The organism is Sphingobacterium sp. KH_072 (assembly GCF_057837975.1).
Genome location: NZ_CM174457.1, coordinates 1,132,424 through 1,148,736 on the forward strand (window position 1 = coordinate 1,132,424; position 16,313 = coordinate 1,148,736).

At 42.4% G+C, this 16,313-nt stretch carries 14 protein-coding genes; 11 read left to right on the forward strand and 3 right to left on the reverse strand.

Going from position 1 to position 16,313, the window contains the following annotated elements:
• Positions 1-81: 81 nt before the first annotated feature.
• The 9 genes from AC3IRT_RS05355 (at position 82) to atpG (ending at position 8,137) form a co-directional block, all read left to right on the forward strand.
• Positions 82-2,292: a helix-turn-helix domain-containing protein gene (locus AC3IRT_RS05355; protein ID WP_489395398.1), complete on the forward strand. Its 2,211-nt coding sequence runs from the start codon at positions 82-84 to the stop codon at positions 2,290-2,292.
• A gap of 42 nt (positions 2,293-2,334) precedes the next feature.
• Complete coding sequence (locus AC3IRT_RS05360) at positions 2,335-2,559, forward strand: AtpZ/AtpI family protein (protein ID WP_489395399.1); 225 nt, start codon at positions 2,335-2,337, stop codon at positions 2,557-2,559.
• Complete coding sequence (locus tag AC3IRT_RS05365; RefSeq protein ID WP_489395400.1) at positions 2,552-2,962, forward strand: hypothetical protein; 411 nt, start codon at positions 2,552-2,554, stop codon at positions 2,960-2,962. Before AC3IRT_RS05360 ends, AC3IRT_RS05365 begins: the two co-directional genes overlap by 8 nt.
• A gap of 82 nt (positions 2,963-3,044) precedes the next feature.
• A complete protein-coding gene (gene atpB, locus AC3IRT_RS05370) occupies positions 3,045-4,130 on the forward strand; it encodes a F0F1 ATP synthase subunit A (RefSeq protein ID WP_489395401.1) in 1,086 nt (361 codons plus the stop codon).
• A 36-nt stretch (positions 4,131-4,166) separates the two neighbouring features.
• The gene (gene atpE / locus AC3IRT_RS05375) at positions 4,167-4,355 is read left to right on the forward strand and encodes an ATP synthase F0 subunit C (protein WP_028070619.1); all 189 of its coding nucleotides are present in this window, start codon (positions 4,167-4,169) and stop codon (positions 4,353-4,355) included.
• Between the two features lie 110 nt (positions 4,356-4,465).
• A complete protein-coding gene (gene atpF, locus AC3IRT_RS05380; protein ID WP_489395402.1) occupies positions 4,466-4,966 on the forward strand; it encodes a F0F1 ATP synthase subunit B in 501 nt (166 codons plus the stop codon).
• Positions 4,967-4,990: 24 nt separating this feature from the next.
• Entirely contained in the window at positions 4,991-5,539 is a 549-nt protein-coding gene (gene atpH / locus AC3IRT_RS05385; RefSeq protein WP_489395403.1) for an ATP synthase F1 subunit delta, read from the forward strand.
• Positions 5,540-5,595: 56 nt separating this feature from the next.
• Positions 5,596-7,170: a F0F1 ATP synthase subunit alpha gene (atpA, locus tag AC3IRT_RS05390; RefSeq protein WP_489395404.1), complete on the forward strand. Its 1,575-nt coding sequence runs from the start codon at positions 5,596-5,598 to the stop codon at positions 7,168-7,170.
• A 91-nt stretch (positions 7,171-7,261) separates the two neighbouring features.
• Positions 7,262-8,137 carry an ATP synthase F1 subunit gamma gene (atpG, locus tag AC3IRT_RS05395; RefSeq protein ID WP_489395405.1) on the forward strand — a complete coding sequence of 292 codons (876 nt, stop codon included), beginning with the start codon at positions 7,262-7,264 and terminating at the stop codon, positions 8,135-8,137.
• 69 nt (positions 8,138-8,206) lie between these two features.
• Here the strand turns inward: atpG and AC3IRT_RS05400 are convergent, their stop codons facing one another.
• Genes AC3IRT_RS05400 through AC3IRT_RS05410 form a run of 3 tightly spaced genes read right to left on the reverse strand, consistent with a single transcriptional unit; the run spans position 8,207 to position 11,355 of the window.
• Complete coding sequence (locus AC3IRT_RS05400) at positions 8,207-9,949, reverse strand: M61 family metallopeptidase (RefSeq protein ID WP_489395406.1); 1,743 nt, start codon at positions 9,947-9,949, stop codon at positions 8,207-8,209.
• A gap of 27 nt (positions 9,950-9,976) precedes the next feature.
• Positions 9,977-10,477, reverse strand: a complete 501-nt coding sequence (locus tag AC3IRT_RS05405) for a dihydrofolate reductase (RefSeq protein ID WP_489395407.1) — start codon at positions 10,475-10,477, stop codon at positions 9,977-9,979.
• Positions 10,478-10,533: 56 nt separating this feature from the next.
• On the reverse strand, positions 10,534-11,355 hold the full coding sequence (locus AC3IRT_RS05410) for a thymidylate synthase (RefSeq protein WP_489395408.1): 822 nt from the start codon (positions 11,353-11,355) through the stop codon (positions 10,534-10,536).
• Positions 11,356-11,629: 274 nt separating this feature from the next.
• Between AC3IRT_RS05410 and mtaB the strand changes: the two genes are divergently transcribed.
• Together mtaB and AC3IRT_RS05420 are read left to right on the forward strand one after the other, a co-directional pair.
• Positions 11,630-12,949: a tRNA (N(6)-L-threonylcarbamoyladenosine(37)-C(2))-methylthiotransferase MtaB gene (mtaB, locus tag AC3IRT_RS05415; protein ID WP_489396104.1), complete on the forward strand. Its 1,320-nt coding sequence runs from the start codon at positions 11,630-11,632 to the stop codon at positions 12,947-12,949.
• A gap of 182 nt (positions 12,950-13,131) precedes the next feature.
• Positions 13,132-16,299 carry a TonB-dependent receptor gene (locus AC3IRT_RS05420; RefSeq protein WP_489395409.1) on the forward strand — a complete coding sequence of 1,056 codons (3,168 nt, stop codon included), beginning with the start codon at positions 13,132-13,134 and terminating at the stop codon, positions 16,297-16,299.
• Positions 16,300-16,313: the final 14 nt, after the last annotated feature.

Consider the following 16,313-nt stretch of genomic DNA (forward strand, 5'->3'; position numbering starts at 1 on the left):
GAATATAGGATTTCTCTATAAAACGGCCAAAATATTGTGAAAACTCCCTGTCAGAATGAAATATTTGTAGCTTTGTAACTTATGGCAATGGAAAGTTTAGATACCGATAACCCATCATTTTTACAAGCAGTAGCCTTCGTTAATCAAACCAATCAACCGCTATTCCTGACCGGAAAAGCAGGTACTGGAAAGACTACTTTTCTAAAATACATACAGCAAAATTGCTACAAAAAAATGGCGATCACGGCTCCAACAGGCGTAGCAGCAATGCACGCTGGTGGCACGACGTTACATGCGCTGTTTTGGTTACCTTTTGGCACATTCATAGAAGATTATCCCTTGCAATGGGATCAGGCAGATAGCCATATCTACAACAAAAGTCGCTTGTTTAGCACTATTAAACTTACCAAACAACGACGTGCTATTCTGCAAGAACTCGAATTGTTGGTGATTGATGAGGTTTCCATGGTGCGCGCCGATACGCTGGATGCGATCGACGTAATTCTGAAATCTGTGCGGCGCGATATGCGCCCATTTGGTGGGTTGCAGGTGCTGTTTATTGGCGATTTATACCAGTTGCCTCCGGTTGTACGCGATCACGAATGGCACGTCCTGCGTGATCATTATTCGAGTCCATTCTTTTTCGATGCGAAGGTGCTGCGCGAGCATCCGCCGGTCATTCTCGAGTTGCAGAAGATTTATCGGCAGAAAGACGATCACTTTATCACGATATTAAACAATATCCGGAATAATCAAACCACCGCAGAAGATCTGGCGCATCTGAATAGCTATTATAAGGTAGACTTCGTGCCGCCCAAAGAAGAGCAGTACATCACGCTTACCTCGCATAACCGGCTCGCCGATCAGATCAATCAAGAAGCCTTACAGCAATTGTCAGGCAAACTGTTTAATGTGAAAGCTGTCGTGAAAGATGATTTTCAGCAAGGATCTTTCCCGACCGAAGAAACGCTGACATTGAAAGAAGGTGCGCAGGTCATGTTTATTAAAAATGATGTGGGCGAAGATCGCAAATTCTTCAATGGCAAGATTGGTACGGTAAAAGCAATGAAGCTGGATCAGCAGCAGGTGATCGTAAGCTTTGCTGATGGCTCTGACGAAGTGACTGTAAAACGCGAAACCTGGGAAAATATCAAATACAGCTACAATAAAGGCGATGATAAGATCGAAGAAACGGTCATGGGTACATTCTCGCAATTCCCGCTGCGCCTGGCTTGGGCAATTACGATTCATAAAAGTCAAGGTCTAACCTTTGATCGTGCGATCATTGATGCAGGAACATCGTTCGCTGCCGGACAGGTTTATGTGGCGCTCTCTCGTTTGCGTGGTTTAGAAGGCCTAGTGTTGCGTAGCCAAATTGTATCGCATGCGATACGTACCGATGCGCAGGTAGTTGGATACATGGATCGTACATTGGATAGTGACAAGTTGCAACATGTATTGCAGCAATATCAAAGGCAGTATTTAGGCCAAATCTTATTGCAAAGCTTTCGCTGGGCCACTCTGGTCGAAGCGACCGAAGCGCAAGCCACTGCTTTAGCAGAGCGAAATATCGATGGCAAGGAAGCGGCGCAAGCATTTTTTAGCACTTTGGTGCAACAGGCCAAAGCGCAAGAAGGCGTTGCCAATAAGTTTGTGACGCAACTATATAATATGTTTCGAGATGTTGCGAACGTCAACTACGACGATATTCATGCTCGCACCAAATCGGCTGTAGGTTGGTTTACACCAAAAATGGAATCGGAACTGATTGAGCCCATGGAAGCACATATTGCCGAATGGCAGATCAAGAAGAGAACCAAAAAATACATCACCGAACTAAAAGCCATCTTGCTGGATTACAAACGCAAGTACGAGCAGATCAAGCATAGCTTGACGATTGCCGAAGCGCTAACAGGCGATATTACAGTCCTGGCGCAAGAACTCCTACAAACAGAAAAGGTGAAGGATGAAGCTGTCGCGAATGTAGCTAGTGAAGATATGCCAACCGATACCAAAGCCATCACGTTGATGATGTATCAGGATGGTGCTTCTATCGAGCAGATTGCCGAAAAGCGCGGCATGGTTGCCGGTACCATTTACGGTCACCTCATTCACTTTGTGGGCGAAGAGATTGATGCGGAAGATCTGATCGAGAAAGACAAGTTGGATCGTGTGCTCACCGTGTTGCGCGAAAACGAAGGCAAATCATCCTCAGAAATCAAAGTCATTCTGGGAAGCAGTTTTGATTATCCAGACATCCGTATCGGACAAAAACTATTGGGATTAGGGTAGGAGAGTCCAATAATGTATATTTGTCGACTTGATCAAATAGCCATGTCACCAAACGAAAAAAGGAAAGCAAACAAATGGCTGGTATTTGCCAGCATGCCCTTTCAGATGGGCGTGACGATTTACCTTTTTTATTGGGTTGGACAATGGTTAGATAACAAGTATGACGTCAGTGGAGAATGGTGTATGAAAGCATTTACTTTAATCGGTGTTGCGGCTTCTTTATATCATTTTATTCGGCTGGTAAACTACATAAATCGCGATGAATAATTATATCAAATCTTTTTTGCTGGTACTGTGTTTTTCGGTCGTCGTATTTGTCATGCATTACAGTGCCGAATACCTGCTAAAAGTACCGGATGGATGGAGTGGGACGGGGTATTCTTTGCTTGGTTTGTATATGTATCAGATGCTGCTTAGCGTGTTTGTAGCGATGATGATCTTGTTGGCACAATACGCGATGCCCAAAAACCTTGGTTTTATCTTTCTGGGAATAATTTTCCTAAAGGCTATCGCAGGTTATCTTTTTATACGGGAAGGTCTAGAAATGGCGGGTGACAAATTTTTGGCAACGCACTTCCTCGTTACCTATTTCCTATTTCTTTTTATGGATGTCTATATGGCCTATCGTGCTATAAATCAGGCAGAGCCGAATCATGGAACTAAATTTTAATAAAAGTTCTCAGAAATGGAGGCATATGCCAAAGAAAGTTGTATTTTTGCGCAAAATTTTTGTTTTTCAATCGAAATCTAAAATGCTAAATTTTAACAAAGCACTTATCTTATTCTCAGTATTTTTACTTGCTGTAAGTCCATTTTCACTATGCGCAGCGGATGCGCATCAGGAAGGTTCTCACAGCCAAGCAGAGGAAATTTCCCAGTACATTCAACATCACTTGGAAGACGATCATTATTTTTCGTTGTTCACTGATAAGAAAGCTGGAAAACATTATGGATTTCCTTTGCCCGTTATATTAATTGATAACGGATTGAAAGTCTTTTCATCGGGTGAATTTCATCATGGTGAGTATACTGTAGAGAAAGATGGGCAACATTATACCCTGTTCCACGGCAAGATCTACAAAACAGATGCTGCAGGAACATTGGATATGGATACAGATCATCACCCTACGAATGCCAAACCATTAGATTTTTCGATTACTAAAAACGTAGTAGGTTTGATGCTTGCTGCTGTATTGTTGTTTATTGGATTCATTAGCTTAGCTAAAACGTATAAAAAAGGTGCTAACAACTTGCCGAAAGGTGCAGGTCGTGTATTAGAGCCATTAGTACTTTATGTACGTGATGAGATGGCTATTCCTAATATTGGTCACCGTTACAAAGAGTTTATGCCGTATTTGTTATCGGTATTTTTCTTGATCTTTTTATTGAATTTATTGGGATTGACGCCGTTAGGTTTTAACGTAACAGGTAACATCACCATCACGTTGTGTTTGGCTTTGTTTACGTTCTTCATTACGACGTTCAAAGCGAATAAAGATTACTGGAAACATATTTTCTGGATGCCAGGTGTACCAGTTCCATTCAAATTTGTATTAGCGCCTATCGAAGTTTTAGGTATGTTTACCAAACCTTTCTCCTTGATGCTGCGTTTGTTTGCCAATATTACGGCAGGTCACTCTGTTGTAATGGGATTGATCGCTATCGTATATTTGTTTCAACAGCAATTGACGATCCCTGGTAGTATTGGTGTTTCGATGTTGTTAACATTGCTTTTGTTTTTCTTGGAGTTATTGGTTGCGTTCTTGCAGGCCTTTATCTTCACGATGTTATCATCATTATTTATAGGTATGGCCGTGGAAGAACACGCTCATCATTAATCGCATTTTTTTGTTAAATTTTATAAATTAATTATTATGTACAACTTAATTGGAGCAGGTCTTATCGTAATTGGTGCAGGCTTAGGTTTGGGTAAAATCGGTGGTTCAGCTATGGAAGCGATCGCTCGTCAACCAGAAGCAGCATCTAAAATCCAGACTGCTATGATTATCATCGGTGCCTTAGTTGAAGGCTTGGCATTCGGTGCTTTGATTTTGGGTAAATAAGCTCAGATCAACTAAAAGTACAAACATAGTTTGCAACGGTTGGTTGCAGACTATGTTTACTTAAATGCAACAAAAAAGAAAAATATAACAGTTTAAGACTACACAATATAATGGAAGCACTTATTAATCAGTTTTCGTACGGCTTGTTCTTCTGGCAGCTCATCATCCTACTTATCGTTATCTTTATTTTAGGAAAGTTTGCTTGGAAACCTATCGTCAATGCCTTAGAGGAGCGTGAGAATGGTATTGCCGATGCATTGGCTTCTGCCGAAAAGGCCAAATTGGAAATGGCTCGCCTAACTAATGAAAACGAGCAATTGCTGAAAGAAGCACGTGAAGAGCGCGACCTGATCTTGAAAGAAGCAAAAGAATTGAAAGATAAGATCGTAGCCGAAGCGAAGTTACACGCGCAAACAGAAGGTGCTCGTCTGATCGAAGATGCAAAGCGTGAGATCGACGAACAAAAACTACGTGCCTTGGCAGAAGTTAAATCTGAAGTTTCTTCTCTATCTTTGGCCATTGCCCGTAAGGTATTGACGAAAGAGTTTGCGGATCAATCGAAGCAAGAATCGCTAGTAGCAGATTTACTGAAAGACGTTAAGTTAAGCTAGTTCACCCATTATTAAAGTATTTCTATGTCAGTATTCACAGTTTCTTCACGTTACGCCAAGTCACTAATAGACCTCTCGAAAGAGCAAGGTAATTTGGATGCCGTGAAGGACGATATGGAGCAATTTATTGCAGTGGTAAAACAAAGCGCTGAGTTAGCTGCTGTACTAAAGAATCCAATTATCAAACAAGATAAGAAACGTAGTATCTTGTCTGCTTTGTTTGATGGAAAAGTGCAACCTTCGGTGATGAGCTTTTTCCACATATTAGTGACGAAAGGTCGTGCTAATATTTTAGTCGACGTAGCGATCGAATTTATTCGTGAATACCGCGTTGAAAAAGGAATTGTACAGGTCACAGTAACCTCTGCAGTACCTTTGTCGGAAGAAAATCTAGCGCAATTGAAAACACAGGTTGCCCAAGAAATCCAAGCGAAAGAGGTGGTGCTTAACAATAAAGTTGACGCAGCATTGATCGGTGGATTTGTGATCAAGATAGGTGACCGCCAGGTGGATGTAAGCATCGCCGGCAGATTAAATAAATTGGAGAAACACTTTGCTGCAAATGTTATCTAGTTTAGATAACCAGCGATAAGTATAAATTAAATTCAAAACCCCCTTATAATAATAAAATGATAGAGGTAAGACCAGATGAGGTTTCGGCAATTCTTAGGGAGCAATTGTCAGGCTTTAAATCAGACGCGGAACTTGAGGAAGTAGGTACCGTATTGCAAGTCGGTGACGGTATCGCTCGCATCTATGGATTGACGAAAGTACAGTCCGGTGAATTGGTTGAATTTGAAAATGGATTGCAAGGTATCGTTTTGAACTTGGAAGAAGACAATGTTGGTGTTGTAATCTTGGGTTCATCGGATGAGATCAAAGAAGGTGATACGATCAAACGTACAAACCGTATCGCATCTATCAAGGTAGGTGAAGGATTATTAGGTCGTGTTGTCAATACATTAGGTCAGCCGATCGATGGTAAAGGAGCTATTGCTGGTGAAACGTATGAAATGCCAATCGAGCGTAAAGCGCCAGGTGTTATCTACCGTCAGCCAGTAACTGAGCCATTACAAACAGGTATCAAAGCGATTGATGCAATGATTCCAGTTGGTCGTGGCCAGCGTGAGTTGGTTATCGGTGACCGCCAGACAGGTAAAACTGCGGTGTGTATCGATACGATTATCAACCAAAAAGAATTTTACGAAGCTGGCGAGCCAGTATTTTGTATATATGTAGCTGTTGGCCAAAAGAACTCTACGGTAGCGAACATCGTTCGTACACTGGAAGAAAATGGCGCTATGGCGTATACAGTAGTAATCGCGGCATCTGCGGCAGATCCTGCACCGATGCAGTTTTATGCACCAATGGCTGGAGCAGCAATCGGAGAGTTTTTCCGTGATACAGGTCGTCCTGCATTGATCGTTTATGATGATTTGTCAAAACAAGCTGTAGCATACCGTGAGGTTTCTCTATTGTTGAAACGTCCTCCTGGACGTGAGGCATACCCAGGTGATGTATTTTACCTTCACTCCCGTCTATTGGAGCGTGCTGCGAAAATCAACAGCAATGATGAGATCGCCGCTTCTATGAACGATTTACCAGAATCTATCAAGCATTTGGTAAAAGGTGGTGGTTCATTGACAGCATTGCCAATTATTGAAACACAAGCAGGTGACGTATCTGCATACATCCCTACCAACGTAATTTCGATTACAGATGGTCAGATTTTCTTGGAGTCCAACTTGTTTAACGCAGGTATTCGTCCAGCGATCAACGTAGGAATCTCGGTATCTCGTGTAGGTGGTAATGCGCAGATCAAATCCATGAAAAAAGTAGCTGGTACGTTGAAATTGGATCAAGCACAATACCGTGAATTAGAGGCGTTCTCTAAATTCGGTTCTGACTTAGATGCAGCGACTAAAGCCGTATTGGATAAAGGTTCTCGCAACGTTGAGATCTTGAAACAAGGTCAGTTCTCTCCAGTATCTGTGGAGAAACAAGTAGCGATTATTTACATTGGTACCAAAGGTTTGTTGCGCAGTGTTCCTGTCAAACAAGTTCGTCAATTCGAGGAAGAATATGTAACGCAATTGGAGCAACGTCATCCAGAAGTGTTGGCCGCTTTGAAAGCCGGTAAATTCTCTGACGAGCAAACAAGTGTATTAGAAAAAGTAGCTAAAGAATTAGCTTCAAAATATTAATTTTTAGATAGGAGATAAAAGTATTGAGTATTTAGTATAGCGCATTATTCTAAATATTCAATACGCAAATCTCACATCTTACATCTGAAAAATGGCGAATTTAAAAGAAGTTAGAAACCGGATTACCTCGGTGAGCTCTACACAGCAGATTACCAAAGCCATGAAAATGGTTTCGGCAGCGAAGTTGAAAAGAGCAACCAATGCTATTGTACAGTTACGCCCTTATGCTGATAAGCTGAAAGAGATCTTGACGCAGGTATCGGCATCTGTGGAAGGAAATGATTCTCCGTATACGGAAGATCGTATTCCTACCAAGGTAATGATCATCGTGGTCACGTCTAATAGAGGTCTTGCAGGTGCTTTTAATGCCAATGCTATCAAAACGGCTAACAACTTGATCGCAGCGAAATATGCGGATCAATTTGCTCGTGGTGATGTGAGTATCATCGCTATTGGTAAAAAAGGTCACGAATTCTTTAGCAAACGTAACTTCACCTTATTAGGTAATCACAATGAGCTTTTCAATAGCTTGAGCTTTGAGAATGTATCCGAAGTGACCGACATGGTCATGACGGAGTTCAAAGCGGGCCATGTGGATCGCGTAGAAGTAGTGTACAATCAGTTTCGCAACGCGGCAGTACAGATTCTTACTTCGGAGCAATTACTACCATTAGTAGCAGAGAAAGCAGAAGATACCAAAGTAGAAGAAATCGATTACATCATTGAGCCTTCAAAAGAAAAGATCATTGAAGAATTGATTCCTAAAACGATCAAAATACAATTGTACAAAGCGGTATTGGATTCGCATGCTTCGGAGCATGGTGCTCGTATGACAGCGATGGATAAAGCGACTGATAATGCAGGTGATTTGATCAAGCAATTGAAATTGTCGTACAATCAAGCCCGTCAGGCTGCGATTACAACGGAGCTGACCGAGATTGTATCCGGTGCAGCAGCCCTTAGTTAAGAAAAAGCACAATACGAAGCGCGATAGCGCATAAAAAAGGTAGAGATGAAAATCTCTACCTTTTTTTCGTTAGGAGCGTTTTAACCAAATTTCCCCAAGTTCTTTTTCTTGATCAGAAGCATTCTCGCGACGCTGTACGACTAAGGATTTTTTATCGCTGTAGCCTAATGGTGTTTTTATCGTGCGAATGATACCGTCACGTGCGATCAAGACGTCGATAGACTGTCCGACTGTGCCTTGTTGGATAGTTAGTTCCAATTCTCTTCCAGCTGGATCCATGCGAACACCATTAATACCCAATATCTCATCATTTACGTTCAATCCGGCTTTCCACGCACTTGAGTTCCGATCCACTCCTTTAATATAAATACGCGTGTCGTTATTCACCGTGCGGATACCCAAACTAAGCGTTTTGCTGTCTGCTAATTGATCGATCAGTTCATAACCCACGCGATTGAAATAGCGGTTATAATCCAGTTCTTCTGTGGTATATACGGCCGTAAAGATTTCGGACAAGTCCACGCCAGATACTGCCTCGGCTAATGCTTGGAATTCTTTTTCTTCAAATCCGCGCTGCTCTTTCAAGTAGAATTGATTGTAAGCCGCTTTCAGTACATCATCCAATCGTTTTTCGCCACCTGTTTCTGCAATTATTTTTAAATCCATGGCAACAGCTAACATCGCACCTTTATTGTAGTACGATATGCTGGTATTTGCCGAGTTTTCATCCGGGCGATACTGTTTGATCCACGTATCAAAACTCGACTGACCGACCGATTGTATCTCATAGCCAGGGCGATTGTACACCAGATTAAATTCTTGCGCCAGCATCTGCAAATAATCCGCCTCATCGCGAAATGCACAACGGTACGTAATGAGATTATCAAAATACGAGGTAAAGCCTTCCATGATCCAGAGCAGCGCCGTATAGCTTTCATTTTCGTAGTCGAATGGTCCAAGTGGTGCTGGTCTAAGCCGTTTTACGTGCCACAAGTGGAAATATTCATGTGCTACCAAGCTCAAAAAGTTATTGTAAGAGGTAGCTTGTGTGTACGCATTTCGGCTAGCGCCGAGCACGGTAGAGTTAAGATGCTCTAAACCGCCACCACCTTGCTGATAATTGTGCGTGATAAACACATAGCGATCGTTGGGGTTGGATCCCCAGATCCGTGTTTCTTCGGCTACGATTTTTTGAATATCAGCAGCAAGCTGTTCTTTATTATAGTTGCCACCGCCGACCATGGCAAATTCGTGTGGTATTCCTGCCGCTTCGAACCACCAAACATCTTGATTTCCTATCTCGATCGGTGAATCAAACAAAATGTCGAAGTTCTCCGCTTTGTACACATGTTTTTCTGTTTCGGGCAAACCAGTCGTAATCGTTGACCAGTTTCTTGGTAGCTCGACCTGCACCGTGCATGACAAATCTAAATGACCATCTACATACAAAAATGTGCCCGCAGGGCTGATGAATGCATGCGTATCGTCAATGAAATTCGTACGTACCGACGTTTCGAAGCTATATACGCGGTAGCTTACAATCGTATCTTTTTGCTGATGATAGACGCGCCACGTATTTTTGCTAATCTTCTCCTGTTGAAGCATTTCTCCATTATCCTGCTGCGCAGAAAAAGACTCGACATGACGTGCAAACTCTCTGACTAAATACGACCCAGGTGTCCAGACCGGCATCTTTAGATCTATAAAATCAGCGTCGAAACCTTTTAAAGAAAGGCTGACTTCCACATAATGTGCTTGTGGTTCTGTGAATGATAGGGTATAGGAGATCGTTTGTGTAGTCTGTTCGCTCATGGATTTGGATAAGGGGAAATAAATAGCTTATGCTTCAATGCGTTCGTACACCTCAAAAGTAAATGCGAAAGCATGTTTTTCGTCGCTCTCATGTCGCTTAGAATCTGTTAATTTCCATTTCGACTCGTCGAATTCTGGAAAATACGCATCGCCATCTATCCTCGTGTGTACGCGCGTCAGCAAGATTTTGTGTGCATAAGGGAGTGCTTGTTTGTATATTTCAGCTCCGCCGATGATAAAAATCTCGCGCTCATCACGGCAATAGGTGAATACTTCGTTTAAGGAATTGGCAACATCTACATCTTCAGCCGACCATTTTTGATCGCGGGTAATCACGATATTACGACGATCTGGGAGTGCTTTTCCCATCGAATCAAAGGTCTTGCGACCCATCACGACCGAATGTTCTTTGGTTGTGTTTTTAAAATAGCGAAAATCATCCGGCAAGTGCCATACCATACCATTGTTTTTACCAATGACATTGTTTTCTGACGCTGCCGCTATGATTGTGATTGTAATATTATTCATGCTTTATAATAATAGCGTAATCGAAATCACGCTATGGTGAATGCTTTATGTACTAATTAAACAGCAACAGGCGCCTTAATGTGTGGATGAAAAGTATAATCCTCCAATTCAAAATCTTCGAATTTGAAGTCGAAAATGTCTTTCACCGCTGGATTTATCTTCATCGTTGGCATCGGTTTCGGATCTCGCGAAAGTTGCAATTCCGTTTGTTCAAAGTGATTGCTGTAAATGTGCGCATCGCCCAACGTGTGGACAAATTCTGCAGCTTCCATATCACATACTTGTGCCACCATCATGGTGAGTAAGGCGTAAGAAGCAATATTAAACGGGACACCCAAGAAAATATCAGCACTGCGCTGATACAACTGACAAGATAATTGCGGTTTTAGAATTCCTTTTTCGGGCTGCGCTGGCGCCACATAAAACTGAAAGAAAGCATGGCAGGGCGGAAGTGCCATATTGCCAATTTCGGCCACATTCCACGCAGATACAATGATTCGTCTAGAATCGGGAGTTTTCTTTAACTGATCAATCACTTGCGCGATCTGGTCAATATGATTGCCGTCTGGCGTAGGCCAAGAGCGCCACTGAGAGCCATAAACAGGACCTAAATTACCGTTTTCATCTGCCCATTCATCCCAAATGCTGACGCCATTTTCTTTGAGATAACTTATGTTGGTATCTCCTTTCAAGAACCAGATCAACTCATGGATAATGGATCGCATGTGTAGCTTTTTGGTGGTAACCAATGGAAAGCCAGCTTTTAGGTCGAAACGCATTTGATAGCCAAATACGCTGCGCGTGCCTGTTCCAGTACGATCTGTCTTTTCGGTGCCGGTGCGGTATACATGATCCAATAGATCCAGATATTGCTTCATATTCTTATTTCTGTCATATTTTAAATATCGATGTTCCTTACTAACGCCTTCCTGTTCTTGGTAATGACATCAAAACATCGCGCATGCTGCATATTTGTGGTAGTGGACACCACTATCTGCGAAGATAACGGTTTTTCATATCATGCAGAGATCATATTTTTTCCAAACAGCACATTTCGGGCATTTTGTGTATTTTTGCAAAATGAAAAGTAAGTGCCTATCGAACTCGGTAGGTATTGCTGCGTAGAAGAGTAAGCACATGGATGAGATGACAATGAATAAGAAGGTGGCGTTTTATACGCTGGGATGTAAACTGAATTTTTCGGAAACTTCTTCTATTGGCCGCTTATTCAAGGACGCCGGCTATGATACAACCCCGTTCAATAGCGAAGCTGATGTCTATGTCATCAACACCTGCTCGGTAACCGATAATGCGGACAAAAAATGCCGTAAAGTTGTAAAAGAAGCGCTAAAGCATTCTCCAAACGCTTACATTACCATTGTAGGATGCTATGCACAGCTTAAACCCAAGGAAATCTCAGAAATACCGGGAGTAGATATGGTATTGGGCGCCGCCGAAAAGTTTAATATCATTGAGCATATTAATGATTTGACCAAGCAGGAGAAAGCCATCGTACACAATGCGCCAATTACGGAGACGCAACAATTTGTTTCCGCCTTTTCTATTGGCGATCGTACCCGTACTTTTTTGAAAGTGCAAGACGGTTGTGATTATTCTTGTACTTTTTGTACTATTCCTTTAGCACGTGGTGCAAGTCGTTCGGGAAGTATTCCTGATTTGGTGCAGCAAGCAGCAGATATCGCCGCTTCTGGAGTGAAGGAAATCGTATTGACTGGCGTAAATATTGGTGATTACGGTATTCGTGATGGCAAACGTCAAGATAAGTTTCTGGATTTGGTGAAGGCTTTGGATGAAGTACAAGGGATTGACCGCATTCGGATATCCTCGATCGAGCCGAACTTGCTTTCTAATGAAATCATCGAATTTGTATCTCAATCACAGCGTTTTGTGCCACACTTTCATATGCCTTTGCAATCGGGTAATAATAAAACTTTGGCTGCCATGCGTCGTCGTTACAAGCGTGAACTCTATGCAGAGCGTGTGGCAAAGATCAAATCTCTGATGCCCAATTGCTGCATCGGTGTGGATGTGATTGTCGGATTTCCTGGGGAAACTCGTGAAGATTTCCTAGATACATATAACTTCCTTAATGAATTAGATATATCGTATCTACACGTATTTACGTATTCCGAGCGCGAGAATACCATTGCCGCGCAAATGGACGGCGCAGTTCCGGGCGCTCAGCGTAGCGACAGAAGTAAAATGTTGCACATACTATCCGAGAAAAAACGCCGAGCATTCTACGAATCGCAGGTGAATGCCGTTGGTGATGTGCTCTTTGAAGGCGATGAAAAAGAGGGCTATATGCATGGTTTCTCTAAAAATTATGTGAAAGTCCGTACGCCTTACGATCCTTTGTTAGTGAATGAAATTGTTCCCGTACGTTTTGCCAGCGTAACCGATTCCGGGGAGATGGATATGGAAGAACTTCCAGAATTGCTGGTGCATTAGTTGTTTCTACAGTGTATTTTGACGGTATTTCTTGTTTTACCATGGCTATGCATTAATATTATATCCTGATCGATAACTGCTACATATTCATAATATTATCTTAATATCGGCTTGTTTTTGACATAACGATACAGCAGTATTTTTGCTGACAATTAATCAGCACTATACTTACTTATTGTTTTATGAAGAAAACAGCTACTAATTACGCATTTTGCATTTTCTATTTGGTTGCGTTACTGTGTGTTGCGGGGAATTCCGTATTTGGGCAGGGTACGCAGGCAGCTATCGCCGGTCGTGTTTTAGATGCTTCTGGTGCGCCAGTTCAGGGAGCGACTATTCAAGTCCGAAATGAGTCTACAGGTTTTACCACTCGTTCAATAAGTAACGATCGTGGAAATTTTGATATTAAACAATTGCCATTAGGCGGACCTTATGTGGTTACTGCTACGCACTTGAGCAGCGGTGAAGGAGCAGTAACCGGTATTCAGCTCAATCAAGGTGATGTGGCGCGTATCGAAATTGAAGTCGTTTCTCGTACATCTAACTTAGATGTTGTCGAAGTAAATGCTTCGGGTTTAGTAAATACCAAAGACTATTTAGGAGCAGCGACCGCATTCTCTTCTAAAGTGATTCGCTCCCTACCTGTGAACGGACGTAACTTTACCTCCTTGACGGAGCTTTCTCCACTCGCAACACCAGGCGGTTCTATCTCCGGACAATTAGCTTCTTCAACAAACTTCACGATTGATGGTATGAGTGCGAAAAATCCGACATCTGCCGGATCGACAACCGCTAGAAGTGGTGCGCCTTATTCCTTATCGATGGAAGCGGTGCGTGAATTTAAAGTCGTGACCAACCAATACGATGTTACGTTTGGCCGTAGCGGTGGCGGTACAGTTAGTGCGGTGACCAAGGCAGGAACGAATACCTTAACGGGATCGGCTTTTATGTTTGGTCGTGCCGACTGGTCTAGTAGTAAATATGATATTGCCGGCAATCCACGCTTAGGTAGCTACGGTACGTATCAGTACGGATTTTCATTAGGAGGTCCAATCATCAAAGATAAACTCCATTTCTTCGCAGTGTGGGATCGCCAGCAAGACAACCGAGCTTTGTTAATCGCCGATCTACGGGGCGATTTGAATCAGCAAGTTTTCGGTATCAACGAAACTACACTCAACCGATACCTTGATATTGCCAGAAATCGCTATGGCGTATCTGATCAGCCACAGACCGGAGCGATTGATAAGAAACGTACGTCTGATGCCGGTTTCTTAAGGTTGGATTGGCAGATCAATGATAAAAACTTATTAACCGTACGGAATAACTTTACCTACGATTACAATCCTTTAGGTTTGGCGGACAATACCCGTATAAATCTGTTAGAATCGTATGGAACGGATAAAAACGTGGATAATAATTTCTTGGCAACATTGAGAACTTCTATTTCGCCTCGATTGACCAATGAATTGAAAGTACAATACCTATATCTATACCAAAATAGTACGCAAGGCGATCAGATCGCTCCGGGATATATCCCAAGAGCTATTGTAGAAAGAGTGCCTTCCGTGCTCGAAGATGGAAGTACGCTACGTACTGATCTTCAATTGGGTGGTCATCGTTTTGGGCAAGAAAATTTTCGAAATCATGTCGTACAGCTGATGAATAATGTGTACTATGATACCGACTGGGCAAAATATGTTTTTGGAGTAGATTTGATGACAACCACTTCCAAATCAGTATATGGTTCTGAGGTTAATGGTCGTTTTCACTTCTTGGGATTAGATGAGTTTGAACAAGGTATTGCTTCAAGATACTATCGCGAAGTACCCTTAAAAGATGATGTGGCGGTACGCGGAACTATCGCCAATTTGGGGCTTTACGGACAAATGCGTAAAGATATTGCCCCAGGTATGGAAATGACGGCGGGTCTTCGTTTTGATTACGCAGGCTATCCAAAAGCACAATATAATGCCTTGGTAGATCAGCAATTAGGTATTCGTACCGACAATAAATTTGGTACGTTTATCGTGCAACCTCGCTTGCAATTTAATTGGGATATCAACCAAAATGGTACAGATATCATTCGTGCAGGTGCCGGTATTTTTGCTTCAGATATTAATAATTATATGATTATTAATAACCTTACCTTCGATGGAAGTAACTTTGCGACGGTCGATGTACGTGGTGATGCAGTACCAGCAGTAGATTTCAATTCCTATCGTGCCGATATGAGCACTATTCCGACCCTGTTGGATCGCGGAGTACCTACGATCAATTACACCGGCGAAAATGCCGCCGTACCAACGGTGTACAAAGCCAACTTATCCTATACACGTTTTATCACGGATAGATTCAAAGTAAGTGCGACGGGATACATGACCTTGGGGCGCAACAATTATACTTACATCGATCGTAATATGGTGGCAGAACCTTTCTTCCGCTTAGCGAATGAAGGTGATCGCGCCGTATTTGTGCCTCAGAATACTTTTCCAAGTAACGGACAGCCGGATTGGCAACAAGGTAGGATTTCCGACCAATTGGGTCGTGTACTAGAATTAACAAGTATCGGTAAAGTAAATAACTATGCAGTCGTGCTAGACGGTACATACAACTATTTTAAAGATGGTACTATTACCGTAAGTTACACTTGGAATGATACCAAAGATAATACCTCGTTTAACGGCAACGTAGCCAACTCGGCCACATTGTCTCAAGCAGTAGTCAATGATCCACGCGATCTGAGTATGGTGACGTATTCATCCAACCAATTTCGCCACAAATTGGTGGCTTACGGAAATCTACCAACATTTTACGGCGTGCAGGTTGGTGTTAGATACACCGGAATTGGCGGAACAAGATACAGTTTGTTAGCAGGAGCGAATACTAATGGTGATTTTGGTGGTGCAGCGAATAAATTGGCCTATATCTTTGACTACACCAATCCAAACACACCCGAAAATATCCGTACAGGATTGCAAGCAATTCTCGATAATCCGGAAGCTAGTCAAAGCATGAAAAACTATCTTGAGGAATATAGAGGAACCTTTGCGGAGCGTAATGGCGGGATCAACGGATTCTATGGAACAGTGGACGTTCGTCTAGCGAAAAACGTAAGATTGTTCAAAACACATAGCATAGAAATATCAGGCGAGATCTTCAACTTTATGAATATGCTCAATAAAGAGTGGGGCGTAATGCACAATCTGGGGTCACAAGCCTTGTATGGTCTGCCAGGTACCAATGCTTTCACCGACGGACAGTTTAATTACAATGTCAATAGTCTTGGTCGTGTAGCACCTTCGGGCAATCCATTCCAAGTGCAATTCGGAATACGGTACGCGTTTTAATGAAATACCACGAA

What these genes read in the sequence shown, in the direction of transcription:
- AC3IRT_RS05420 (WP_489395409.1), top strand. Translation starts at nt 13,132, where the DNA reads ATGAAGAAAACAGCTACTAATTACGCATTTTGCATTTTCTATTTGGTT.
- AC3IRT_RS05365 (WP_489395400.1), top strand. Translation starts at nt 2,552, where the DNA reads ATGAATAATTATATCAAATCTTTTTTGCTGGTACTGTGTTTTTCGGTC.
- atpF (WP_489395402.1), top strand. Translation starts at nt 4,466, where the DNA reads ATGGAAGCACTTATTAATCAGTTTTCGTACGGCTTGTTCTTCTGGCAG.
- atpB (WP_489395401.1), top strand. Translation starts at nt 3,045, where the DNA reads ATGCTAAATTTTAACAAAGCACTTATCTTATTCTCAGTATTTTTACTT.
- atpA (WP_489395404.1), top strand. Translation starts at nt 5,596, where the DNA reads ATGATAGAGGTAAGACCAGATGAGGTTTCGGCAATTCTTAGGGAGCAA.
- atpH (WP_489395403.1), top strand. Translation starts at nt 4,991, where the DNA reads ATGTCAGTATTCACAGTTTCTTCACGTTACGCCAAGTCACTAATAGAC.
- AC3IRT_RS05400 (WP_489395406.1), bottom strand. Translation starts at nt 9,949, where the DNA reads ATGAGCGAACAGACTACACAAACGATCTCCTATACCCTATCATTCACA.
- atpE (WP_028070619.1), top strand. Translation starts at nt 4,167, where the DNA reads ATGTACAACTTAATTGGAGCAGGTCTTATCGTAATTGGTGCAGGCTTA.
- AC3IRT_RS05405 (WP_489395407.1), bottom strand. Translation starts at nt 10,477, where the DNA reads ATGAATAATATTACAATCACAATCATAGCGGCAGCGTCAGAAAACAAT.
- atpG (WP_489395405.1), top strand. Translation starts at nt 7,262, where the DNA reads ATGGCGAATTTAAAAGAAGTTAGAAACCGGATTACCTCGGTGAGCTCT.
- AC3IRT_RS05360 (WP_489395399.1), top strand. Translation starts at nt 2,335, where the DNA reads ATGTCACCAAACGAAAAAAGGAAAGCAAACAAATGGCTGGTATTTGCC.
- AC3IRT_RS05410 (WP_489395408.1), bottom strand. Translation starts at nt 11,355, where the DNA reads ATGAAGCAATATCTGGATCTATTGGATCATGTATACCGCACCGGCACC.
- mtaB (WP_489396104.1), top strand. Translation starts at nt 11,630, where the DNA reads ATGAATAAGAAGGTGGCGTTTTATACGCTGGGATGTAAACTGAATTTT.
- AC3IRT_RS05355 (WP_489395398.1), top strand. Translation starts at nt 82, where the DNA reads ATGGCAATGGAAAGTTTAGATACCGATAACCCATCATTTTTACAAGCA.